This is a genomic window from Halobacillus sp. Marseille-Q1614 (genome assembly GCF_902809865.1).
Classification (GTDB): Bacteria; Bacillota; Bacilli; order Bacillales; family Halobacillaceae; genus Halobacillus_A.
This window is the reverse complement of record NZ_CADDWH010000001.1, coordinates 82,689-105,521: the sequence shown is the minus strand read 5'-3', so window position 1 is coordinate 105,521 and position 22,833 is coordinate 82,689. Positions and strand designations below refer to the sequence as shown.

Genomic DNA, 22,833 nt, shown 5'->3' with positions numbered 1-22,833 from the left:
CATCATTTCCCCTTATAAAAATTAGGTTTCCATGTTGTTTTTTCAATCACCTTATCAAATACAAGTAACAGCGCAGGCAGGACGAACACAACCATGACGAACGCAAGCAGCGCTCCCCGGCCTAACAATAAACCGATGGAAGACACGATCGGGTTCGACGATGTAAGTCCTAAGATAAACCCGACACTGGATAATATGGAAGCCGATATGAAAATCGCAAAAATCTTGTCATCAATCGTTTTCTTGACCGCCTTTATTGCCGGCATTTCTTTCCTCAGGTAATTGTAGTTTTCCGTAAATAAGATGCCGTAGTCGACGGTAGCGGCCAGCTGGATCGTGCTGATGAGCAGATAGCCGATATAAACGAGAGGCGTGTCCGTAAAGTATGGGACCGCCAAGTTGAACCATACGGAAGCCTGGATAGTCAATAACAAGACCACAGGGATCGATAGCGAGCGGAACGTGATCAAAAGCACGATCGCAATCGTGATGATCGTCAGCCCATTCACTAACTTATTATCTTCCTGGACGACATTTCTTATATCAAACAACGTGACACTCTCACCGAGCAAATGGGTTTCTTCATAATACGAGTCAGCTGTATCCTGAACTTTTTCAATCAGAGAAAAGGCCGCTTCCCCTTCCGCATCTGTCTCTGTGAAAAGGGTCATGCGTGCGTAGTTATCGGAATAGAATGGCTCTGTCATTTCTTTTTCTAAATAAGCAGGCGGAACAGCTGTGCTGACCATATTGACATAAGAAATGACACTTGAAACTTGAGAAAGGTCTTCTAAATCCTGTACGAGTTCTTCCTCTTTGCCTCTGTCCCCTTCAGGTACAAGCAGCACCATCGGCATGTTTTTCCCGAATGCTTCCTCAATGGCCGCTTCATCCTGAGCCGCTCGTGTGTCCTTTGGATGTTCCCCAAATCCATAGATGAAAGTTGTATGACTTTGCGCAAGGAAAGCAGGGACAATCAGAAGCAGTACTAAGACTAAACTTGGAAATCTGGATTTAAGTACATTCTTACCGATATTTTTAAACGCCGGCACAAATGGCCGGTGCTGTGTACGATCAATCCAGTGATAAAACATCAGTGTCAATGCAGGCAATAAGACCATAACACTGAGGAAGCTCAGCAGGATTCCTTTTAACAGGTTCAGACCTAAGTCAGCACCGATGCCGAAATCCATGAATGTCAGTGCGGTAAAACCGAAGAATGTGGTCGATGCACTGGCTGCGATCGCCGGGAATGAGCGTTTCATTGCTAGCTGCATGGCTTCCCCAGGGTTTTCCGTCTCTTTGCGGTAATCGGAAAAGCTATGCAGCAGGAAGATCGCATAGTCCAGCGACACCGCCAGCTGCAGGATTGGCGCCACCGACTGTGTCACAAAGGAGACTTCTCCAATAAAGATGTTCGTCCCTAAATTGATCAGGACAGAAACCCCAATCGCTGTTAAAAAGAACACGGGTTCAATCCACGAATTCGTCGATAAAAGCAAAATCAAAATAATGATCGGAACTAATAAGGCGCCGGCATATAACGATTCGCTGCCAGCCATCTTTTGTGAAACAGCTGTATTTAAGGCTTCACCTGCAAGCGCATCTTCTTTTCCGATCAGTTTATAAATCTCATCGGTTGCTTCCACTTCATATCCTTCTTCTATGTTCAAAGAGAATAATGCAGACTCCTTTTGATAATAGGATTTAAGTATATCCTGATCAGCCATCTCAAGAGGCACTTTTAAATCAACGACATCATCGAGCCAGGTAACTTCGCTCACCCCGTCGATGGCCTCCAGTTCTTCTTTATAGGTTAATGCCTCGGTTATCGAGACATCCTCTACCATCACTCGCGCATTCTCCATTGGTGTATCAAACTCTTCCTCCATCAAATCCATCGCCTTTATGGAGGGCGCCTCTTCCGGGAGGTAATCAACCATATTGTGATTGACCGATACGCCAAATTGCGCAACCGCACTGATCAACGTGATGATAAGAAATGTAAAAACAATGCTTTTTTTATGTTTAATCATTCGTGCTGACAGACCGATAAGACGTCATCCTCTCTTGCATACACCTTTCACACACTCTAATATTGTATTTGACACTGTGTCGGATATTCAACAAACAGTTTCACAAATTCCGTCAGTTTCCCAACATAATGCTGCGTTTGTGTTGGATTGTCACACAAATTTAACAAAAGGAGCCTTTAGAGATGAGCGAGAAATTAGACCGACGTAAAAAATATACGCGAAAAGTCTTGAAAGAAAGCCTGATTACCCTGCTCGCCCAAAAATCAATTTCAGAGATTACGGTAAAAGAAGTCTGTGAAATCGCAGATATCAACCGCTCGACTTTCTACACTCATTATTCCGACCATTTCGATCTATTGGATAAAATTGAAGAAGAAATCACAGAGGATATGAACAAATACTTGAACAGCTACAGCTACGAAATTGAGGAAGAATCTATCCAGATGACCGAGAAGATCCTGGAATACATTATCGAAAACAAATTCATGTTCCAAACCTTGCTGAACAAGGATGCAGCCCCTACCTTTGAAAAACGAATGATGGAATTGACCCGCGGATTTATGGTGAACAATTGGTTGAGTGAGAACTATTTGAAGAGGGAAGAATCGAAGTATTTAAGTTCCTTTGTGATCAGCGGAGCGATTCATGTGATTAAGGATTGGCTCGCAAATAACATGGATCAGCCGCCGAAAGAAATGGCTGTGATGATTAATAATTTTATTAATTATGGATTTTCTTATTTGGATTAAAAAACTTCCTGTGAGCTTTTAGTCAGCACAGGAAGCCTTAAGTTCGTTTATTTATACAGACATCAAAAATAATTTATCGTTCGGTAAAGATAGCGAGATTCTCCAATGTGGACATTAAACCTGTGTGGTGATCTTCCTTACGTATTCCTTCAGGTACGTTCTCACAAACGATAGTGACTTTTGTGCCTTCTGAAATGGGCTCCAATAGCCATTTCTGCGTCATTTCACCTGAAAACGATGGATCCTCAGAATCAAATTTTACTGATTGTACAATTCGCTTGTCTGGAACCAACTCTAAAAACTTCCCTTGGGCTACGTCAGTGTTTCCCGAAGTCTTACCAGGGTTTGGGTTTGAGTGATCCGTTTCGTACGTGAGGGTCACTCGATAAGTTCCGCCTTCGCGGGGATCAAACAAGTCAATATGACCCGACATTCCTTTCGGGGGAAGCCACGACACTAATGCTTCTGGGTTTATGAATGCCTGATAAATGGCTTGCGATGATGCCTTAATCACTCTTGAGACAGAATCTGTTCTCTTATTTCTTGATGAATCTAACATGATTAAACCCTCCTTTTTGACGTACTTTCACTAAGTCAATTTTTAAAGTTTATCACATATGAATGCTGAACATTTTCCTTTACTCCATAATTTGGCGCTTAAGTCGACTTCTGTTTCCAAATTTTCGTACTAACCATACTCTTCCATAATTAAACATAAAAGTTATGAATCCTTTATTATAGTATTGGTATTTATGAAGGTATCTTGAATTCATCATTTTGAAGAGGCGATCAAGATAAAATGAATGATTCATTTTTAGTAATTATTAATTATAGATCGGTAAGTAAATCTCTACTTCTTCCCCATTTACCATTGGATGATAGGTTTCAATGATATAAGATTCTAGATCTCTTTTATATCCCTGTCCCTCTGCCCATTTTAATAAATGATTATGCAGGCTATCGAGATTATTTATATTTCCCCTTGTCGATACATAATCTTGAGCCTTTTCGATATATTCCATTCCAAAAGGAACCTCTCTTAGAGTTTCATTAACAATTAACCCTACATAATAGTGCCCTGTTTTATGACCAGCATCTCTTTTAGGCTCAAAGAGTGCTATTTCGGTGTTGCAATGATTCTTAATTTCATCTTTACGAGCTATAAATTGTTGGGCAAGTTTTGGAACCTCTTTACCCAACTCACAAAAATTCCCACTACCTTTTATGCCTACAACTCTAAAGACTTTGTTAACCTTTTTACAATCCATCAACGGGTCCTCCTGCTTTTTATAACTTATCTTCCATATTCTCTTCGAAGAAGTTAAATTCCTTCTATAATAAATTGTTGCAGTTAGCTGCCCCTTTTATGGAGTAACTAAAAGGCGGTTACTTTATTCCTCCCTCCTTCTTTTACAGCAGCTTCTGGATATATAGCCCTCAATGAACTTTTTTTCTTTTTTCTCTTGGTACCTGGTACCGAGAAAGGCTGACTCGGTACCAGGTACACATCAAACTCAACTGTTCATTTTTGCAAAAAACCGATATACAAACTCTACACACTGAAAACCCTTTCAAAACTGATAAAAAGCCTATATAATAAAGCCATAAGATGATCATCGAATTACTACCTGTTCAATTATGCAAAAACTGACACCTTAAGAGATAGAAGACAAGGGGGATCCTCATGGTACTGGATAAAAGACGTGCACACTTATTATCCATCATTCAACAATCAACTGATCCGGTCCCGGCAAAAGATCTTGTTGCCAAAATGAATGTATCGCAACGCACGATTTATTACGATCTCGATCAGATTAATAGTTGGTTAAGGACTCAGAACCTGGAACCAATTGAAAGTATACATGGCAAGGGATTGCTTTTGCCTGATTCATCGAAAGAGAAACTGATGATTCAGCAGGATCAGAGTTTTGAAGATTGGCAGTACCAATTATCAAAGCAGGAACGCGAAATTCTGATTAAAGCAAAAATTCTATTAGAAGAACATGATGCATCGATGCAGAGGTTTATGGACCTGACAAGCATGAGCCGGGGAACGCTCGCCAAATCCATTAAGTCTATCAAGCAAGAGTTCAAGGAAGCTGGTCTGTATTTGTACTACCAAAAAGGCTCAGGATACCGCTTGAATGGTTCTGAGGATGCAAAAAGAACGATGCTTTCCAATATCCTGGCGACCATCATCTCACATCCGGCTTGGCACAACGTCAGGAATGAGGTTCATAAGATGATCCTGCCGGAAGCCGATACTTGGTCACAGGAGACCGATCAGCGGCGCTCTGTGAGAAACCTTCTTTTTGAAGCTGAAAAAGAATTAGGATTGACTTTGACAGATGAAATGGTTGAGATCCTTTCCTTACAGATCTTAATGATTATGAAGCGAATCAAGTTACAGAAGTATATCCTGGTTGAGCCAGAAGAGAAGCAGGTATTGCAGCAAACAGAAGCTTACCAGGCTTCCTTACTCATCACGAATAAGCTTGAAAACTTATGGGGGGTTGCTTTCCCAGAGGATGAGGTTTGCTTTATTACCATGAATCTGTTGGGTTCTAAAGTCCAACAGGATGACTTCAGCCGTTATTCCGATCGAGAGCTGTCGGGGCTGAAAGAAGTCGTTCAACAGATGATTGCTGATTTTCAACTTTCTGCTTTTGTGGTGTTTGATGATAAGGAAGGACTTGAGGAAAACCTGATTTCTCATATCAAGCCAACATATTATCGGCTGAAGTATGGGGTGCAAATCGCGAATGACTTAGCTGATACCATTCAAGAAACCTATCCAGACATTTTCCATTTGACGAAAGGGGTGATGAGGCACCTGGAGCTGTATGTTGGGAAGACGATTCCTGATGAAGAAGTGGCTTACATTACCTTACACTTCGGAGGCTGGCTGACAAAAGAGAAAAAGCATGTCGAAACAAAGCTCAGAGCCATCATCGTTTGTGAGAATGGGATCGGGACCTCCAACATGTTACGGACCCAATTAGAAAACTTGATTGCCGGCTTGAATGTCATCACCACCCTGTCGATGAGAGAATATCAAAACAATGAACATCAGGTGGACGTGATCTTTTCAACGAATTATATCAAACCGAAAGACATTCCCGTCATCCACGTTCCGGCCATCTTAACTGACATCGAGAAGGAACGGGTCATACAACGGATGAATGAGCTTTTCGATTCGAAGCCGCCAGAAAAGAATTCTATCGATCACCTGATGGATGTGATCGAACGCCATGCGACGATCCATCAAAAAGACGAACTGAAAAGAGAATTGGTTCACCTTTTAGAAAAAAATAACCCGCGAACAAAGGAGCTCAAAAAGCCTATGCTCAATGAATTACTAACGGATCAAACGATCCAATTTAAAGACAATGTACAAAGCTGGGAGGAAGCCATCAGAGTGGCGGCTCAGCCACTGATCGACCAGCAATCGATTAAACCGCATTACGTTCAGGCAATGATTGATAATGTAAACGAGTTAGGACCTTATATTGTCATCGCCCCAGGAATCGCTATCCCCCATGCGCGCCCAGAAACAGGGGTCGAACAGCTGGGAATGAGTTTCTTACGATTGAAAGAACCGGTTTATTTCTCCGAAAAAGAGAAACATCGCGCTCAGTTAATCATCGTACTAGCGGCGATTGATAATCAAACCCATCTAAAAGCGTTAGCCCAGCTCACGGAATTGTTATCGGAGGAAGACAATGTCGAGAAGTTAATTTCAGCAAGTGATAGTAAAACTGTTATTGATTTAATCAATCAATCCGTCGAAGTTTAAAAAATTTGAGGAGGAAACTATTATGAAAAAAGTATTAATCGTATGTGGAAATGGTTTAGGCAGCAGCATGATTGTAGAAATGAACGTGAAAGCAGCACTTAAGGAAATGGGGAAAGAAGCGGACGTTTCCCACACGGATTTAACTTCCGCCAAGTCTGAACAAGCCGATCTCTACTTGGGGTCAGAGGATATTGTCGGAAATCTGGAAGATGGCAATAAAAATGTCGTAAAACTGAAGAATTTGATGGATAAAAACGAGCTTCGTGAAGCCTTAGAACAAAATTTGTAATCCACTAAAAAACAAAAGGAGCGTTAAATATGATTGATTTAATAATGAAGGATATCTTAGGTACCCCTGCGATCCTGGTCGGTCTATTCGCCTTAATCGGACTCCTTGTGCAACGCAAAAATTCCGGAGACGTCGTCTCCGGAACTCTTAAAACGGTAATGGGCTTCGTCATCCTTGGGGCTGGGGCGAATGTACTCGTCCAGTCCCTGGACCAGTTCAGCAGCATGTTCGACGAAGCCTTCGCTGTCAACGGGGTGATCCCGAACAATGAAGCGATCGTCGCGCTTGCACAGGAATCATTTGGTACAGAGACAGCGATGATCATGCTGTTTGGTATGATTGTCAATATTCTGCTTGCACGATTCACGCCTTTTAAATATATCTTTTTAACTGGACATCATACCATGTTTATGGCCTGTTTAATCGCTGTCATCTTAATCACTGGAGGATTTTCCGGTATTACAATGATCATCCTTGGATCAGTTATTCTCGGGGCATTGATGGTCCTTTCCCCAGCGATGCTTCAGCCTTTCACCCGAAAAGTCACCGGTTCGGATGACTTTGCCATCGGCCACTTCGGATCAGTTGGTTATTTAGTGTCCGCGTTAGTCGGTAAAGCTGTCGGAAAAGGTTCAAAATCGACAGAGGATATCAAAGTTCCAAAATCACTCGGCTTTCTCAGAGACACCTCTGTTTCCGTAGCGTTAACCATGGTCATCCTGTTCTTTGTCGTCGCAGCTGCAGCCGGTCCAGCCTTCGTGGAAGGAGAACTAAGCGGTGGACAGAACTTCCTGGTTTTCGCCTTTATGCAGGGTCTTACATTTGCAGCTGGTGTTTATATCATTTTAGCCGGTGTGCGTATGCTTCTTGCTGAAATTGTTCCAGCCTTCAAAGGAATTGCGGATAAAATCGTCCCTCACGCTAAACCTGCGCTTGATTGCCCAGCCATTTTCCCATTCGCTGGAAACGCTGTCATCATCGGTTTCCTATTCAGCTTCATCGCTGGACTCGTCAGCATGCTATTCTTACCTTTACTAGGTTTGAAAGTAATCGTTCCCGGACTAGTCCCTCACTTCTTCACAGGTGCAGCGGCCGGAGTCTTCGGTAATGCAACCGGCGGTCGAAGAGGAGCGATTATCGGCTCCATGGCGAACGGTGTAATGATCAGCTTCCTGCCAGCCCTCTTGCTGCCAGTTCTAGGCACACTAGGGTTCCAGGGAACAACGTTCGGGGATGCTGACTTCGGTGTAGTTGGAATCGTGCTAGGTAATCTGATCAATCTTTTTGATTCCAATATTATCATCATTGGAGGAATCATTCTCATCCTAGCCCTCTTGTTCTTGGCCGGCTTTAAATCAAAATCAAATGAGAACAATAAGGGTACAAACGACGCAGCATAACTAAATGTAAAACACTCCCTGCCTCTTAGAAGCAGGGAGTGTTTTACTTTACGCTGGATGCTGGCTGGGAGATGATTCTTCGGGCTGACTCGCAAACTAGATGTCTGTGCAAAATTCAGACCCTTAGCGATCCACGGAACCCCCTTGCACTATAGTAGGATTCTGCTCCATTGTGGTACACAAAGACAGTATCGTAGCGACGGTCACAAAAGAGGGCACCGCCAAGTTTTCTAATATGAGCAGGTGTTTGCACCCAGCTCGATGTTTTCAAGTCAAAATTTCCAAGCTCCTGCAGCTCCCGGTATTGTTCTTCCGTTAAAAGTTCAATGCCCATTGAAGCTGCCATATCACTAGCGTTATTCTCTGGTTTGTATTTTTTCCTTGACTCCTGCGCTTCACGGTCGTAACAAACCTTTCTGCGGCCTTTAGGACTTTCCGCTGAACAATCATAAAAAATATATTCATTAGTCTTTTTATCATAACCCACAACATCCGGTTCACCGGCAGTTCCTTCCATTTCATGAAGAGACCACATCTTTTCAGTATGAGCTTCGAGGTTAGCTTGTACTTCAGCCCATTTAACATCTTTATGGCGGTTCATGTTTTTTTCAAAACGGGCTTTCAAAGTTCTGAATAGTTCTTCACGCTGCTCTACTGACAACTCCGTATTTCTTTTTGTCATATTAATTCCTCCTTATTATTAGTAAAAGTTTTATAAGGATTAAACGGCCACGTTATATGGAACAATCGCCCGATAATTTCCAATCAAACCAACGGCCATGTCCATCTGTTTCCCCAACAGTTTTCTTCTGGACTTTTCCATTTAAAATTGAATCTACATGCAGCTTTCTATCCTCCATATTATTGTAAATGTGAAAAATATCTCTTTGGCCGCCAATTTCATTTATTTTTTGTAGTAAACTTTCTTTAACACTACGTGGCATCTGATTAGCTACATGAGTATGAAAGATACAAAGTGTCGTATCAGGAGGAATTTCTTCTACTGCCTCTGATAATAGAGCTGCGCCATCTCCTTCGATAAGATGAGGAGGATGTAACCTTAATTGCTTAACAGAGTCTTCAAAGTTTACAAATCTGTCCTTATGTTCTGGCCATATTAGGGCTTTTAACCATAAGTAATCTTCTTCATCGGTAAGGTCACTAATATGTAAGTCAATCCCTAGTCGATCATTAACTGGAGGGTTTAGAGATAATAATTGATGAGGAAGTCCTCCTTCACGCACTTTAGAGGTTAAATGTACAAAGGAATCTTCATTGCCATAAAGATGATCCTTCTCGTATGAATAAGAATAATGATCCCATAACAGCTGGAGACCTGCACTTGTCCCGATTTCTATAAGAGAGAGCGGTTTATTAGTCTGCTGATAAATGTAACAGAATACAGGATATAAATAAGCACAACGACGGACTTCATTAGTCTGCACCCGCTTATTTTTTAAAATGGACTTTATATTCGTTACGTTTTTCAGGCAAAAATCTTTAAATAATGCGAAGGAGTGACTATCTTTCTTAGTGTTATCGACTATACTTGAGTAGTATTCCTTTAGTTCGTGATCAGTACCTTGGAGTAGTAAATAATGGACAGCACCAAAGAGCAAATTTGGAATAGGCTGTCCTTGTCGAGCATATAGACATAACTCTAATAAATCATGATCTTTCGCAATCTGCAGGGACAAATTTTTATAAAGTTCACTTGAACCTTCACACTCTAAAATCGCAAAATGATTAAATCGTTCAGCAACCCAATGAGTATCCATATCCTTCTCTCCCTTTAATGATAACGCTGACACTTACAATTCTAGACCACTTTCAAAATTTTATAAATGATGGAATGAAAAAGAGAACAATTCCATTTAAGAATTGCCCCCTTATGCGGAAGACACGTCCTTCACTCCCCTTTTCACACGAAATCACTCAGGTAACATAACTTTAGTAAACTCTTTTAAAAACGCTTCGTAATGGAGATGGACAGCAATACTTGTATTTCCTGTTTTACTTGTGGGACGAAGGTCAATATAGGACTGTCCCCTTGCTTCTATACCCTCAATTACATGGGCATCATAATATATGTAATCCACAACGTTAGGATTTTTAACAAGAATTATCGTTAGAAGATCATGAATAGGCGCACCTATAATACCTGGCACAGATTTTTTATAGAATTTGTAGTAATACTCAAAAATGGGAGCCATCATGAAAGCATAAATGTTTTTCTTGTTTTTAGAGATGTTATCAACAATATCCGGAGTAATGATAGCGAATTGAGTGACGTTTAACGGAGTTATCGTTAGGTTATGCGCATACTTAAGAACATAATTAGAGGAAGTCGGGTCTCCAAAGAAGTTTGCTTCTGCCAGTGCTGTTACGTTTCCTGGAACAAAGAAGGCCCCGCCCATCACGTAAAAGGAATGAACCATTTTCATATGATCTGGAAACAGGATAAATACAGTTGCCAGAGTAGTCGAACGGCCAGTGTCTACAATAATGAGCTCATTCCTGTATCTTTCTATAATGAGACGAATCGTGTCAAAAGGATACGTCTGATATTGCATATTACCAGGAGGCTGTATCGGGCCAATGCCTTCCTCACCGTGGATTTCCGGGTAAAAGGTCACTTCCTCCTGCTGCACAGGATTGGAAGCTCCAGGAATAATGGGAATATCTTTTCTACCCGCTAATTGCAGCAAATAAGCAGCATTGGCTGTAGCTTGGTCTTTAGTCACATTCCCATAACTTGTAACGATACCGGCGAGGTCAATTTCAGGATCCATTATGGCATAAATAATGGCTAAGGAATCATCAATTCCAGGATCACAAAATAAAAGAATTTTTTTCATAATAGGAATCCCCCCTTCCTATTTCTTTATATTCCAAGGTTTCATGAATCATGCTTGATCCAGTTTTATGGAGGATTCAATATCATGTTAAAATACGTACATGCTTCTATACCCTAAGTTAATTACTAACACTTTTAAAAATTTAATTTGCGAACTCCAGGATAAAGAAAACAATTATCCCTGTGATAAAGGCAATGGCTATAGGTATTAGGTAAGACAGAATTATATATAGTTGTGACGTCCTCGCCAAAAATAGCTGCACCTTTGGAATAATCAGGTGTCACATCAATTTTTCCATTCACATGAACGCCATTCTCAAATTATTCTGTTAACATTTGTGCAAGTCTTTATCCCAGTTATCATATAAATTCCTTTTCGAAGAATCATAATACTCCTCTTTAGTATAGACCTCAGCCTCATTCACTTTTCATATCAAATCTTCTAACCTGTAAGGATATCTTCTTTTGGATACTTTACTAGATCAGAGGTTTGTTTGGCAAATGCAAAAGCAAAGGTTAACGGTCCTAATTTGCCAATCAACATCGTTAAAATAATCGTTATTTTCCCGACTAATGTTAAACTCCCTGTTAACCCCATAGAAAGACCAACGGTGCCAAAGGCTGAGATACTTTCAAACACGATCGTTAAAAAGGGAGCATCCTCCGTCAGTTCTAATATGAAGATGGTTATAATAACTACACACGCACTTCCTATGGTTAATGATAAAGCCTTTAAAACAATGTGCATGGTAATACTCCTATTAAAAATCACGATATGTTCCTTCCCTTTAAAAAAGAAGAGTGTGGCCAGCAGAATGGTTAAAACCGTTGTAAGCTTTACTCCTCCAGCCGTAGAGGCACTTCCTCCTCCTATAAACATCAAAGTAATAATGAAGAATAAGCTGGACTCTTCCATTTGCCCAATATCTAATGTATTAAATCCAGCAGTTCTCGGAGTAACTGCTTGGAAATAGGCAGCTTGGATTTTTCCGAAATTACTTAAATTGGCTAAGGTCTGCGGGTTATTAAATTCTAAGAAGAAAATCATGAGAAAACTAAAAACATTAATTGCTAATGTACCCACTACCATCACTTTAGTTTGTAGGGAGAGGTGATTAAACTCTTTACTTTTCCACAAATCAAATACAACCGTAAAACCTATACCGCCAATTATAAAAAGAACGGAAATGATAATGTTGACAAAAGGATCATCTACATACCCCGACAAACTGTCAGACCAAATAGAAAACCCGGCATTATTGAACGCAGAAACAGCGTGAAATATACTCGCATATATCCCTTGCCCCCAACCCATTTCCGGAATCCACTTTGAAGCTAGAAAAAAAACAGCGATTAACTCTACTAGAAGTGAAAAAAGAAATAACTTTTTAGCCAGGCTGACGACTCCGCCAATAGCAGATTGATTTAAAGCTTGTTTTAAAAGCAGGCGCTGTTTAATTCCGATCTTTTTACCGACCGCAATATAAATGAGTACGGCAAATGTCATGATTCCTATACCACCCAGCTGTATAAGGATTAAGATGATCATTTGCCCAAACAGAGTAAAAGCAGTGCCCGTATCCACCACAACTAATCCTGTTACGGTCATAGCTGATGTTGCAGTAAATAAAGCGTCGATGACAGATATACCTTCTGTACTTGAAATGGGCAGGCATAATAATAACGTCCCTATAAGAATAATGGAAATAAATAAGCTGATAACTACTTGAGGAGGATTAAGTGCACTCAGTTTCATCAGAATGTCTCCTATTATTTAATTATTTAATTGAGTATAGTATATTCTACCCTATATAATTTTTTCCTAAAGTTCCCTTGAGAAATTTTACAATTAAAGAGAAACCTTTTTATGTTAAAATATGTTCAATTACCTGAAATGTGGAGGAACAAAATATGGGCAGAGATTTTGCAGTTATAGGTTTAGGGCGGTTTGGCGGAAGCATATGCAAAGAACTCAGCCGTGAAGGAATGGAAGTTCTAGCCATAGACCGTGATGAAAACAAAGTGAATGAATTCAGGGATATTGCGGCACATGCTGTTATCGCAGATTCCACGGACGAAATCGTTCTTAAAGAACTAGGCATACGCAACATCGATCATGTCATCGTTGCTATTGGGGATAACATTCAGGCCAGCATGCTGACCACGTTAATGCTTAAAGAATTAGGAATAAAGAAAATCACAGTTAAAGCCCAAAACGATTATCATGAGAAGATTCTAAACAAAATTGGAGCCGATCATGTGATCCACCCCGAACGAGACATGGGCAAGAGGATTGCGCACAATATTATCTCTAATAATATCCTTGATTACATTGAACTATCAGATGACCATAGTGTCGTAGAAGTAAAAGCAGGCTCAAAGATGAGTGGACAGACACTTACCGAATTGGACGTTCGAGCTCACTATGGCTGTAATATTGTAGCCATTAAAAGAGGAAAAGATGTAATTGTGTCCCCCGTGGCTACCGAAGCAATAAAGGAAAGTGATATCTTAATCGTGATTGGTGCAGACAAGGATATTACCCGTTTCGAGAAAAACCTGGTACTTGAAGATTGATTATAGCGCTTAAAATAAGGTAGCTCTAACGTATTAATAGAGCTACCTTATTTTATTTATAAGAATTGGACACCTTTAACTGAATGAGACAAATAATGTTAGTAAGACCTATTCGCTTTCTAAAGTTAGTTTTTCTGTCTTGTCATCCCATTCTATTGTCACATCAAACTCTTGATTTTCTCTTGTAATAGAACATCCCGAACAAGGATGACGAGATGACTCTAAAACGCCTTTTTCTAAAGATACATTGTGGCCAGTTTCCTCCCCGGCATTTATATTGCAATCAATTTCCTCAGGTGGTTCTCCGCCTCCTATATAGTGCATCGTGAAGCTGGCAGACTCCTTATCTTCTCCCTGAATTTCAGCTTGATAATTAACTTTCCAATGATCACTCTCACCTTCAAAACGCAATGTTTCCTGCCCTAAACAAGCTGAAAGCAAAAGTACTATACCCAGCAAAACATATATCCTAATATTTAATTCCTCCTTAGAAGTCATGATGATGCTGTACATGTAAGTTCCATCTAAATATAAAGACAATTGAAGTAAATAATAGTTTCTCTTGTCCAATAACCAGCCACTCTTTTATAAAGCAAATTTTTCAAGAAAATATTCTTCGTTACTATTTTTTATCACCACATCAAAGTTCCGATGATAAGGGTGCATAAAGATGTCGTATTGAATTCTTCGCTCTTCATGAGAATGCCTAATAAAGTTAATATCGGCCCCTCTTTCAGAAACATCTCGAACGCCTCTTCTATTTAACTCTGTTTCTCCACCGGTATATAAGTAGATTTTGATTTCGAATAAATTTGGATCGGTAAAAGCAACACTCATGCCTTCAACAATAGTCACTTTTTTGCCCGAAGAAATTATAGTGCTCTTCTTATAATCCGTCCCTATGGAATAAAAATCTAACCCATTCCTGATCATATGGATATCTCTTTCTAAAGCTGATACATGGTGAGCGGCCGGATGACAGGCTGTCATTTTATAATGATGGTTTTCATTCTTATATTCATAATCTATAATCGTGTGTTTTCTAATATCGGAGCCGATAATGTAAGGGTCGGTATTTATGTAATTCACATTTTGCTGAGTCAAAAGCTTCATGAGATTCTTAGCAAAGGTAGTCTTTCCTGAAGCGCCATGACCTGAAATCCCAATAATTAATTTTTCACGTTTCCTATTTATTACGTGTGCTAAATCCTGTAATACCTTCTCCATCATTTATCCTCCTTTTTACTCGTCGGTTTAGTGCCTGAACACGAGAACTTGACCACCTCACGTGGTGAACTGGCGCATTAACTCTCGCCGGGAACGTCCTAACTTAAGTATACTAATTTGAACAAGTGGAAGGCTTTAAATTTTAAAATAATTTAACAGCTGCGGGACAGTCTTTAACTTATCTGCTGATGATTGGTTATAAGTAAGCCAGTCATAATTAAAAGGCGCCACCCTTCTAAAAGGTGACGCCTGCTTCCTCATATTTATTCTTCTGTAGCACTTAATTCACTTTCGGTTACCCACTTGTGGTTTGTTATTTTTTCTCCACCATCAGTTGGTTCAAAATCTACCATATACACAGTTGTTTCTTCGGCAGAATCGATGGTCGCTGTGGCGCCATCCATGCCTTCCATATGGGAAGCATTCAGCGTCACTTCATCGCCCTCTTTAAACGATTCTTCCCCGGCTTCTTCTATCTCTTCATGAATGACCCATTTGTGGTCTGTTACTCGTTCGCCGCCATTTGTTGGATCATAGGAAACGACGTAAGCTACAGTATGGAAAGCTCCGGAGATGGTGGCTTCTGCTCCTTCCATTTCAGCCATATGTCCTTCTGTTATGAGAGCCTTACTTCCGACTTCATATGTAGGGTTTTCGGCTTCTTCGAGATCCTCAGGAACCTCGCCAGAACTGGAATGGTCCATTTCATCCGATTCTTCATTAGATTCAGTTTCTTCACTTGATTCGGTGTTTTCGTTACCATTCGTTTCTTCATTTCCTTCTTCACTGCTTGAACAGGCCGTTACTAAAGCCAGAAACAAAAGAAAAGTAAGGCCTGTTAACAATTTTTTGTTCATTTCATGGATCCTCCTTGATGCTGCGTTTCCTCCAAAGGGAGTATATTCCAACACTAGTATACAAACTATAGTGAGAGATTACTAGTATTCTAACTCGTTTCCTTATACTTTACCCGGGATAGGTATACATAAACTTATAGTAAACAAACCAGCAGTCAGTATTTAACCTTATATCTTATACAAAATGGGGTAATTCCCTCTGGAAATCTCTCGAATAGATTGGTATGTTTTTAAAGTATGTTCCATTTTTAAGGAACTGGCCTGATTTACAATCAATCTGTTGAGGAGATGATAGCATGAACAAATTTGGTCGAATCGCCGTTGCCTTAGTGGCAGTATTCGTACTTAGTTTTGGAAGTTTTGCTGGAGCCAACCCCCTAAATGTTGTGGAGGCAGCAAAAGTCAGCGAAACGATTGGTTCCACTTCTACAGGAAGCGATTGGAAAAGCGGACAAACTGGATTCACAGCAGGCTGTGCCCTTTCCGAATGGCTTGGCTGGTTTGAATGCCACGACTCACAGGTACCTTGGTAAAAAAGCCTGATCAGTTAACAAAGGACTGCCTTGATGGCAGTCCTTTTTGCTTTTATGGAAGTTTGTCACCCTTTATTAAAATTAGCTCACATCACTTAATCGGAGAGCAAGCGATTCAATCTCATCTACGATCGTAGTATCAATCAGCTATTCATTCAGTTCTGGATACACTACCGTGCCGTCCTCTTCGATTATCGGCATGGCCCCCCATTTCCCCAATTCATGATGGACCAGCTCAGGATTCCCCTTTGAACCATCGATGATGTGGAAAACATCCCAGCCATTGGCCAGCAGCCAGTTACTGACGAGCAAACGGTGGCATCTCGCCGGATGACGTTCCGAACACATATAGACCAGGTTGGCATCCTCCGCTTGTGCCTTAAGTTTCTCCAGTCCATTTTTGAACTCCTCAGTCAGCGTATAATCCGCATAATTGTGAAACGAGCGATTGTTCCATCCGGAATTCAGCTCCTCCCCAGTCTGGCTCGACTGCTGCCGTCTGCCTCCGAGAACCGAGAAATGACGGTATTTGATTCCCGCTTCCCCAAGCCACTGCTCCATGTTTTCCTTTTTGTATTGAGGGTGTTTACGGCTTGCAGGAAATGCTCGGATATCCGCTACAAAGTGGATGTCAGCCTTATTCAGCATCTTCAGAAAATGTTCCTGGGAATGGTCCGAATGCCCAATCGTATATATTTTCATAAGAGTGACCCCTTTCTCGGATATTCATAGAATGATAGGAAGATGAGCATTTAAAAAACTATACCCTCTCATCTATTATTTACCCTTGCAAGAGTCCCTTGCAGCCGCCAGTTCTTCTACAACTTCATTTGTTCCTCTTTCAGCTCACCCTTAGATGCCATCAGCACCGTCCCATCCTTGGAAACATGTTCAGTGACAGCTGTGCCGACATACGAGGTGCCTTCAAAGTCCGTAAACTGCAGGCTGTACGACGCGTCATCGGACTGTAAGCCGCTCGGTTCTTTAACTTTAGATAAGCTGACGTTCCAATTACGGTGAGCGCCTTTATCGTCGATCAGCAGCAGACCTTTGGAGAAATCTACTTCTGTGTTGTTATCCATATGGTAAACTTTATCTATCTTTATTCTTTTCATACGTGGACCCTCCTTTTCTATACCTATTCAACGTCCCTGGTGGGTTCTCCTTCCAAAGAGTGAGGCAGGTCTTGAGTTTTACTCGCGATATTTCGATAAATACCCTCGAAATTCGGGAAGTACTCTCGAAGTTCAGGGAATACGGGCGAAATTTTACTTCCTTTCAAAGGATAGGATGAAGCGAAGGGCTCCGGATAAGTTTTTATCTCTTGTTCTTATGGCTCTCTACCCGAGTCAACGCTCTTATGGATGCAAAGTACCGGGTGAAAGGTCAGCTGATTCCTCTTCTCGAATAAGGAGGATTCCATTCACCTTTTTCCTTGTAATGGGAAGGGAACAAGCGAGACTCCTACAGGATGTGCAAGGCTGGAAAGACCCACAGGGCAAAAAGCCCGAAGAGGCTTGCCGTCTTCCCCGTGGAAAGCGAGGTGGTTCCCGTCCCATTCGTCCCCTTTTATGGCCAATGGAATCCTGCCTGCCGCGCTATGCTTTAACAGGAAACTCCATGAGAAAAACTGTTGAGACTTTCTCGACAGCCTGAGATTCCCTCTATTATGAGAGAATCTTCAGCTGCTGTTCTTTAGGCGGCACACATAATTAAGAAGCACGCCCCAATTGTAGCGTACTTCTTAAACAAAAATGACTATTCAACTGTTGGAGACTGATCAGCGAGTACCTCAGGATCTTCCGTATACTCTCCTTTGCGCCAACCATAGAAATACACACAGGTGAAATAGACAGGGATGGCGATGATAAGATAAATCCAGCCTTCGTTAAGGACGGCCTCTTCGTAAGGATTTGGATTAAACATCAAATGAAAGATCCACGATAGATAAGATACAATCCCAATCAAGTACATAAAATTAGTCTTGCTCATAAGTTATTTATTCCTTTTCCTTTAATAGGGATAATCCTCAGAGTTATTCCAGCATTATTTTTAGTATGATCTTTTTTAGACCTTCTATTCATCCCTTATTTTTATCCTGTGTTTATTACATACAATATCGCAAATCGTGAAATAATAAGGCTAGCTGTATCCAGTTAAGTTAGTTAAATTAACCTTCCGTAACCTCCAAGTATTCAGAAGCCACCACTACTCCATCTTCGTCGACATAAACGTAATCGTTAGGATTCCATAGTGTATTACCGAACTCCAGCGTTACATTTTCTTCTCCTTTTCCTTCTTTTCGACTCTTCAAAGGGATGGTACCTAATGCGATCACTCCAATATCCGTTTCACATACTTCTGTTGAATCTCGAATATATCCATTAACAATAATTCCAGCTAATCCCCTTTTGGCTGCTATTTCTGCTAAATTGCCCCCTAACAAAGCACAGTTTTTAGAAGCCATTCCATCGACTACTAAAACTGAACCAGGAGCTATTGTTTCAAGTGCCCTCCTGACAAGGACATTATCGTCTTTCACTTTAACTGTGGATATAGGACCAAAAAAGCTTTTTCTTTTACCGAAACTTGAAAACAAAGGGTCAACGATACTTAACTTATCCGGGTAATGATCGCATAAATCGGCTGTTTTAATTTTCAACACGGGTTCCCTCCTATTTAGTACTCATCTCACTTCTTTGTTCTAGAATAACTTTATAATAACAAAGTAATTCGAATTTTCGAACTTTGAGGAATAGTTTATTGATTCAAACGTGCTGCTGCCATTGAAACCTTGCCCACTCATGAGTAACCATAACGGAGAAGTTTTATTTTAAGGGAAATAGGATAATCAACCACTATAATTAAAACTGACGTTATCTAGAAATGTGCCTCCGTATACCCCGGCTTTGCGGGGCTTTTTATACTTTAAAGAGAGGTGGGTTTATTTTGCATATATCGCAATATATTTTGCTGATTTTCATTGGTTATATCATTTTCACGATCGATAAAAAACAAAAAAACTTCCCAGTTCCTACAATACTGGTGCTGCTGGGTATCGGCCTTTCCCTGATCCCTTATTTTGCATCAATCGAAGTGACGAAGGATATGATTTATCAAATTTTCCTTCCTCCTCTGTTATTTTCGTCTGCCTACCGGTTCCCTGCCAAAGGTTTTAAAGAAAATGCAGGAATCATAAGTGTACTCGCATCAATCGGTATCATGCTCACCGTGGCACTGCTTGGGGCAGCTATATTTGCGCTCAGTGGACCGTTCCTATCGTTATCCTTTGTGGGCGCCTTGATGGTTGCCGCGATATTGACGCCGACGGATCCTGTATCTGTTACCTCAATACTAAAGAATTCGACGGGTAATGAAAAAATGGCGGATGTGGTGGAAGGGGAATCGCTGATCAATGATGGGACAAGTATTGTCATCTTCACAGTCCTTGCAGGAATGCTGACAGAAGGAAAATCGTTCGGACTTCTTTCGTTTTTAGGCGAATTCCTGCTCGTTTCCCTCGGAGGTGCTTTCATCGGCGTATTATTCGGATGGCTTGTCAGTAAGGCTGTTCACTTTACACATAACCGCGAGTATCAAGTGATGCTTTCGATTGTATTAGCGTTCGGCGTGTTCAACATGGCCGAACACTTCCATTTTTCCGGCGTTCTTGCTACTGTTTTTGCTGGAATTATGCTTTCCTTTGAATTCGGGCGAGCGATCAAAGAAGATGACCTGCGCGACAAGCTGGACGGCTTTTGGAATATCATCGAGCTGACAGTATTAGCGCTGATCTTTCTCTTGATTGGCATCCAAGCTGCCCAGCATCTTGTTTTTGGAGCCTGGGGCTTTGCGATCGTCATCTTTTTACTCTCCCTGATTATACGTTTCCTGATCATTTTCGGGACAACCCAGTTATTTCCCCATTGGAGAAATGATATCAACTGGAGGGAATCGATTATGCTCACCTGGTCCGGTTTAAAGGGAACTATGTCTGTTTATCTTATATTGAATCTGCAATCCAAGAGTGCAGGAGAAGTAGATATGATACTGTCGCTGGCGTTTGCAGCCGTATTGATTTCCTTAGTAGTCCAGAGTCTGGGCGTCTATCCGCTGTCCCAAAAATTGGTGAAACAATAAAACCAACCCGGAGAAAATATTCTCCGGGTTGGTTTTTGAGGAATAGTAAATAAATTTCCTCCCCTCCCCAAACACCAGCCTCCTTTTATGAAAGATTGCTCTTCAAATATCTAACAAAAATTAAAAGTTAAAAATATGTTACTATCATATATAATTAAGAAAATTCTAAACAATGACTATAAAAATAGAAGTCCTGTTATTTCAGGTATGAAATAGAGATGAATTTTGAAAGGGGATACCATAAAGTTGAACACAAAATACTTAGATTTACTTGCCCAAAAATATAATAGTGAAGAAAAAGTAGCCGCTGAAATCATTAACCTTGAAGCTATTCTTAACCTTCCAAAGGGGACAGAGCACTTTGTCAGTGATTTACACGGGGAGTACCAGGCCTTCCAGCATGTGTTAAGAAATGGTTCGGGGCGGGTTGAAGAAAAAATAAGGGATATCTTCAACGGGGTCATTTACGAAAGTGAAATAAATGAAATGGTGACCTTAGTCTATTACCCTGAAGAAAAATTACAGATGATAAAAAATGGCTTTGACCAGGAAGAAGAATTAAACCAATGGTATAAAGAAATCATTGAACGGATGATTAAGCTGATTTCTTATGCTTCCTCCAAATATACACGATCGAAATTACGCAAAGCACTGCCAGATCAGTTTGCCTATATTATTGAAGAGCTGCTGTACAAAACGGATGAATCGTCAAATAAGGAGCAGTATTACACAAAAATCGTTCAGCAGATTATTTCTCTCGGACAGGCGGATAAACTGATTATCGGGCTTGCTTACAGTACGCAGCGATTGGTTGTTGACCACCTACACGTCGTCGGAGACATTTATGACCGGGGACCTGAACCGGATAAAATTATGGAGACGCTGATCAACTACCATTCTGTAGACATTCAATGGGGGAATCATGATGTGCTGTGGATCGGTGCCTTTGCCGGTTCAAAGGTTTGTCTCGCGAATATCATTCGAATCTGTGCGCGCTACGACAATCTCGATATTATTGAAGATGTGTATGGAATTAATCTCCGGCCTCTTCTCAATCTGGCGGATAAATACTATGACGACAATCCCGCCTTCCGGCCAAAAATCCATTCCGACAAAAAACCATCAGAGCACGAACAATTACAAATCACAAAAATTCACCAAGCCATCTCCATCATTCAATTCAAACTGGAAAGCCCGATCATCAAGCGGCGTCCGAACTTTAATATGGAAGAACGTCTTGTGTTAGAGAAAGTGGATTATGAGAAGAACGAAATAACGATTCACGGAAAAGCATATCCACTGGAAAACAGCTGTTTTGCAACCGTTAATCCGGAGCAGCCTGAACAACTATTAGAGGAAGAAGAACAAGTGATGGACAAACTTTTATTTTCTCTCCAACATTCGGAAAAGCTGGCCAGACATATGAAATTTCTTATGAAAAAAGGCAGTCTTTATCTAAAGTATAATGGGAACTTATTAATACATGGTTGTATTCCTTTAGATGAAAAAGGAAATATGGAGAAAATGGATATAGAAAATAAAACCTATGGCGGCCGTGATTTACTTGATATCTTTGAACATTTTCTGCGCCATTCCTTTGCCCATCCGGAAGAAAACGATGATCTGGCGACAGATATGGTCTGGTATTTGTGGACAGGAGAATATTCTTCCCTCTTTGGGAAAAGGAAAATGACGACGTTTGAAAGGTATTTCATTAAAGATAAGATCACCCATAAAGAGAAGAAGAACCCTTACTATCATTTACGAGAAAATGAAGAAACCTGCCGCAGAATCCTAACAGAATTTGATCTGGATCCTGATCAAGGCCATATCATAAACGGCCATACACCCGTTAAAGAAATTGACGGAGAAAATCCAATCAAAGCCAATGGAAAGATGATTGTCATCGATGGAGGCTTTTCCAAGGCTTATCAATCAACAACAGGCATTGCGGGATACACTTTATTATATAATTCCTACGGCATGCAGCTTGTCGCTCATAAACAATTTAACTCAAAGGAAGATGTGCTGCAAAATGGAACAGATGTCTTATCAGTAAAAAGACTGGTGGATAAAGAACTAGAGAGAAAAAAGGTGCTGGAAACGAATGTTGGAGAGGAATTATTACAGGAAATTTCTATTTTGAATAGTTTAATGAAATATCGCTATATGAAGTGAGGCTAATCCTTACAAAAGATGTTACGGCTTTATTTTCTGAAGCTATGAGGACGATACTTTATGTATCAATCACTATGAAAGACTCAATAGCTGGATAATAGGAAGAAGGGCGATTGTCATCCACCAATCGCCCTTCTTATGGAAAACTATATACAAAATGAAGCCTTGAATCCTTATAAATGCGAGCCCCACTG

The 22,833-nt window shown here is 40.7% G+C and carries 22 protein-coding genes; 8 read left to right on the top strand and 14 right to left on the bottom strand.

The window, feature by feature from the left end; translation table 11 throughout:
- Positions 1-2: 2 nt before the first annotated feature.
- A complete protein-coding gene (locus HUS26_RS00535; RefSeq protein ID WP_173915296.1) occupies positions 3-2,036 on the bottom strand; it encodes an RND family transporter in 2,034 nt (677 codons plus the stop codon).
- 182 nt (positions 2,037-2,218) lie between these two features.
- Here HUS26_RS00535 and HUS26_RS00530 point away from each other — a divergent pair, with 182 nt between their 5' ends.
- Positions 2,219-2,785, top strand: a complete 567-nt coding sequence (locus HUS26_RS00530) for a TetR/AcrR family transcriptional regulator (protein ID WP_173915295.1) — start codon at positions 2,219-2,221, stop codon at positions 2,783-2,785.
- A 73-nt stretch (positions 2,786-2,858) separates the two neighbouring features.
- Here HUS26_RS00530 and HUS26_RS00525 read toward each other — a convergent pair whose 3' ends face one another.
- Both HUS26_RS00525 and HUS26_RS00520 read right to left on the bottom strand, forming a co-directional pair.
- Complete coding sequence (locus HUS26_RS00525) at positions 2,859-3,344, bottom strand: SRPBCC family protein (RefSeq protein ID WP_173915294.1); 486 nt, start codon at positions 3,342-3,344, stop codon at positions 2,859-2,861.
- 265 nt (positions 3,345-3,609) lie between these two features.
- Complete coding sequence (locus tag HUS26_RS00520) at positions 3,610-4,053, bottom strand: GyrI-like domain-containing protein (RefSeq protein WP_173915293.1); 444 nt, start codon at positions 4,051-4,053, stop codon at positions 3,610-3,612.
- 416 nt (positions 4,054-4,469) lie between these two features.
- Here HUS26_RS00520 and HUS26_RS00515 point away from each other — a divergent pair, with 416 nt between their 5' ends.
- The 3 genes from HUS26_RS00515 to HUS26_RS00505 are packed head-to-tail and all read left to right on the top strand — an operon-like array spanning position 4,470 to position 8,270.
- Positions 4,470-6,581, top strand: a complete 2,112-nt coding sequence (locus HUS26_RS00515) for a BglG family transcription antiterminator (RefSeq protein ID WP_173915292.1) — start codon at positions 4,470-4,472, stop codon at positions 6,579-6,581.
- A 22-nt stretch (positions 6,582-6,603) separates the two neighbouring features.
- Positions 6,604-6,870 (top strand): PTS sugar transporter subunit IIB, encoded by a 267-nt coding sequence (locus HUS26_RS00510; protein ID WP_173915291.1) that lies wholly within the window; start codon positions 6,604-6,606, stop codon positions 6,868-6,870.
- A 29-nt stretch (positions 6,871-6,899) separates the two neighbouring features.
- Positions 6,900-8,270, top strand: a complete 1,371-nt coding sequence (locus tag HUS26_RS00505) for a PTS ascorbate transporter subunit IIC (protein WP_173915290.1) — start codon at positions 6,900-6,902, stop codon at positions 8,268-8,270.
- 115 nt (positions 8,271-8,385) lie between these two features.
- On the opposite strand, the gene HUS26_RS00500 is transcribed toward HUS26_RS00505, so the two are convergent.
- The 4 genes from HUS26_RS00500 to HUS26_RS00485 all read right to left on the bottom strand — a co-directional run bounded on the left by HUS26_RS00500 (position 8,386) and on the right by HUS26_RS00485 (position 12,883).
- Positions 8,386-8,952, bottom strand: a complete 567-nt coding sequence (locus HUS26_RS00500; protein WP_173915289.1) for a DUF4256 domain-containing protein — start codon at positions 8,950-8,952, stop codon at positions 8,386-8,388.
- 52 nt (positions 8,953-9,004) lie between these two features.
- Positions 9,005-10,048, bottom strand: a complete 1,044-nt coding sequence (locus HUS26_RS00495; protein WP_173915288.1) for a DUF2332 domain-containing protein — start codon at positions 10,046-10,048, stop codon at positions 9,005-9,007.
- Positions 10,049-10,201: 153 nt separating this feature from the next.
- Complete coding sequence (locus HUS26_RS00490) at positions 10,202-11,128, bottom strand: nucleoside hydrolase (RefSeq protein WP_173915287.1); 927 nt, start codon at positions 11,126-11,128, stop codon at positions 10,202-10,204.
- Between the two features lie 441 nt (positions 11,129-11,569).
- On the bottom strand, positions 11,570-12,883 hold the full coding sequence (locus HUS26_RS00485) for a TrkH family potassium uptake protein (RefSeq protein ID WP_173915286.1): 1,314 nt from the start codon (positions 12,881-12,883) through the stop codon (positions 11,570-11,572).
- A 155-nt stretch (positions 12,884-13,038) separates the two neighbouring features.
- Between HUS26_RS00485 and HUS26_RS00480 the strand changes: the two genes are divergently transcribed.
- Entirely contained in the window at positions 13,039-13,704 is a 666-nt protein-coding gene (locus HUS26_RS00480; RefSeq protein ID WP_173915285.1) for a TrkA family potassium uptake protein, read from the top strand.
- A 108-nt stretch (positions 13,705-13,812) separates the two neighbouring features.
- Here the strand turns inward: HUS26_RS00480 and HUS26_RS00475 are convergent, their stop codons facing one another.
- The 3 genes from HUS26_RS00475 to HUS26_RS00465 all read right to left on the bottom strand — a co-directional run bounded on the left by HUS26_RS00475 (position 13,813) and on the right by HUS26_RS00465 (position 15,788).
- The gene (locus tag HUS26_RS00475; protein ID WP_173915284.1) at positions 13,813-14,274 is read right to left on the bottom strand and encodes a hypothetical protein; all 462 of its coding nucleotides are present in this window, start codon (positions 14,272-14,274) and stop codon (positions 13,813-13,815) included.
- 15 nt (positions 14,275-14,289) lie between these two features.
- Positions 14,290-14,931 (bottom strand): uridine kinase, encoded by a 642-nt coding sequence (locus HUS26_RS00470; RefSeq protein ID WP_173915283.1) that lies wholly within the window; start codon positions 14,929-14,931, stop codon positions 14,290-14,292.
- Positions 14,932-15,194: 263 nt separating this feature from the next.
- Complete coding sequence (locus HUS26_RS00465) at positions 15,195-15,788, bottom strand: YdhK family protein (RefSeq protein WP_173915282.1); 594 nt, start codon at positions 15,786-15,788, stop codon at positions 15,195-15,197.
- Between the two features lie 296 nt (positions 15,789-16,084).
- On the opposite strand from HUS26_RS00465, the gene HUS26_RS00460 reads away from it, so the two are divergent.
- Entirely contained in the window at positions 16,085-16,321 is a 237-nt protein-coding gene (locus HUS26_RS00460) for a hypothetical protein (protein WP_173915281.1), read from the top strand.
- A gap of 147 nt (positions 16,322-16,468) precedes the next feature.
- Here HUS26_RS00460 and HUS26_RS00455 read toward each other — a convergent pair whose 3' ends face one another.
- From HUS26_RS00455 to rraA, 4 genes are all read right to left on the bottom strand, one after another.
- A complete protein-coding gene (locus HUS26_RS00455; protein ID WP_173915280.1) occupies positions 16,469-17,023 on the bottom strand; it encodes a DUF488 family protein in 555 nt (184 codons plus the stop codon).
- A 116-nt stretch (positions 17,024-17,139) separates the two neighbouring features.
- Positions 17,140-17,436 (bottom strand): hypothetical protein, encoded by a 297-nt coding sequence (locus HUS26_RS00450; RefSeq protein WP_173915279.1) that lies wholly within the window; start codon positions 17,434-17,436, stop codon positions 17,140-17,142.
- A 643-nt stretch (positions 17,437-18,079) separates the two neighbouring features.
- Positions 18,080-18,313, bottom strand: coding sequence for a hypothetical protein (locus tag HUS26_RS00445; protein ID WP_173915278.1), 234 nt, complete (start codon positions 18,311-18,313; stop codon positions 18,080-18,082).
- A 178-nt stretch (positions 18,314-18,491) separates the two neighbouring features.
- Complete coding sequence (rraA, locus tag HUS26_RS00440; protein WP_173918697.1) at positions 18,492-18,977, bottom strand: ribonuclease E activity regulator RraA; 486 nt, start codon at positions 18,975-18,977, stop codon at positions 18,492-18,494.
- A 293-nt stretch (positions 18,978-19,270) separates the two neighbouring features.
- Between rraA and HUS26_RS00435 the strand changes: the two genes are divergently transcribed.
- Both HUS26_RS00435 and fbp read left to right on the top strand, forming a co-directional pair.
- Entirely contained in the window at positions 19,271-20,461 is a 1,191-nt protein-coding gene (locus tag HUS26_RS00435) for a sodium:proton antiporter (protein ID WP_173915277.1), read from the top strand.
- Between the two features lie 246 nt (positions 20,462-20,707).
- On the top strand, positions 20,708-22,639 hold the full coding sequence (gene fbp / locus HUS26_RS00430) for a fructose-1,6-bisphosphatase (RefSeq protein ID WP_173915276.1): 1,932 nt from the start codon (positions 20,708-20,710) through the stop codon (positions 22,637-22,639).
- Positions 22,640-22,833: the final 194 nt, after the last annotated feature.

Excerpts from the sequence above, each read along its gene's own strand:
- HUS26_RS00535 (WP_173915296.1), bottom strand. The coding sequence starts at position 2,036 with ATGATTAAACATAAAAAAAGCATTGTTTTTACATTTCTTATCATCACG.
- HUS26_RS00530 (WP_173915295.1), top strand. The coding sequence starts at position 2,219 with ATGAGCGAGAAATTAGACCGACGTAAAAAATATACGCGAAAAGTCTTG.
- HUS26_RS00525 (WP_173915294.1), bottom strand. The coding sequence starts at position 3,344 with ATGTTAGATTCATCAAGAAATAAGAGAACAGATTCTGTCTCAAGAGTG.
- HUS26_RS00520 (WP_173915293.1), bottom strand. The coding sequence starts at position 4,053 with ATGGATTGTAAAAAGGTTAACAAAGTCTTTAGAGTTGTAGGCATAAAA.
- HUS26_RS00515 (WP_173915292.1), top strand. The coding sequence starts at position 4,470 with ATGGTACTGGATAAAAGACGTGCACACTTATTATCCATCATTCAACAA.
- HUS26_RS00510 (WP_173915291.1), top strand. The coding sequence starts at position 6,604 with ATGAAAAAAGTATTAATCGTATGTGGAAATGGTTTAGGCAGCAGCATG.
- HUS26_RS00505 (WP_173915290.1), top strand. The coding sequence starts at position 6,900 with ATGATTGATTTAATAATGAAGGATATCTTAGGTACCCCTGCGATCCTG.
- HUS26_RS00500 (WP_173915289.1), bottom strand. The coding sequence starts at position 8,952 with ATGACAAAAAGAAATACGGAGTTGTCAGTAGAGCAGCGTGAAGAACTA.
- HUS26_RS00495 (WP_173915288.1), bottom strand. The coding sequence starts at position 10,048 with ATGGATACTCATTGGGTTGCTGAACGATTTAATCATTTTGCGATTTTA.
- HUS26_RS00490 (WP_173915287.1), bottom strand. The coding sequence starts at position 11,128 with ATGAAAAAAATTCTTTTATTTTGTGATCCTGGAATTGATGATTCCTTA.
- HUS26_RS00485 (WP_173915286.1), bottom strand. The coding sequence starts at position 12,883 with ATGAAACTGAGTGCACTTAATCCTCCTCAAGTAGTTATCAGCTTATTT.
- HUS26_RS00480 (WP_173915285.1), top strand. The coding sequence starts at position 13,039 with ATGGGCAGAGATTTTGCAGTTATAGGTTTAGGGCGGTTTGGCGGAAGC.
- HUS26_RS00470 (WP_173915283.1), bottom strand. The coding sequence starts at position 14,931 with ATGGAGAAGGTATTACAGGATTTAGCACACGTAATAAATAGGAAACGT.
- HUS26_RS00465 (WP_173915282.1), bottom strand. The coding sequence starts at position 15,788 with ATGAACAAAAAATTGTTAACAGGCCTTACTTTTCTTTTGTTTCTGGCT.
- HUS26_RS00460 (WP_173915281.1), top strand. The coding sequence starts at position 16,085 with ATGAACAAATTTGGTCGAATCGCCGTTGCCTTAGTGGCAGTATTCGTA.
- HUS26_RS00455 (WP_173915280.1), bottom strand. The coding sequence starts at position 17,023 with ATGAAAATATATACGATTGGGCATTCGGACCATTCCCAGGAACATTTT.
- HUS26_RS00450 (WP_173915279.1), bottom strand. The coding sequence starts at position 17,436 with ATGAAAAGAATAAAGATAGATAAAGTTTACCATATGGATAACAACACA.
- HUS26_RS00445 (WP_173915278.1), bottom strand. The coding sequence starts at position 18,313 with ATGAGCAAGACTAATTTTATGTACTTGATTGGGATTGTATCTTATCTA.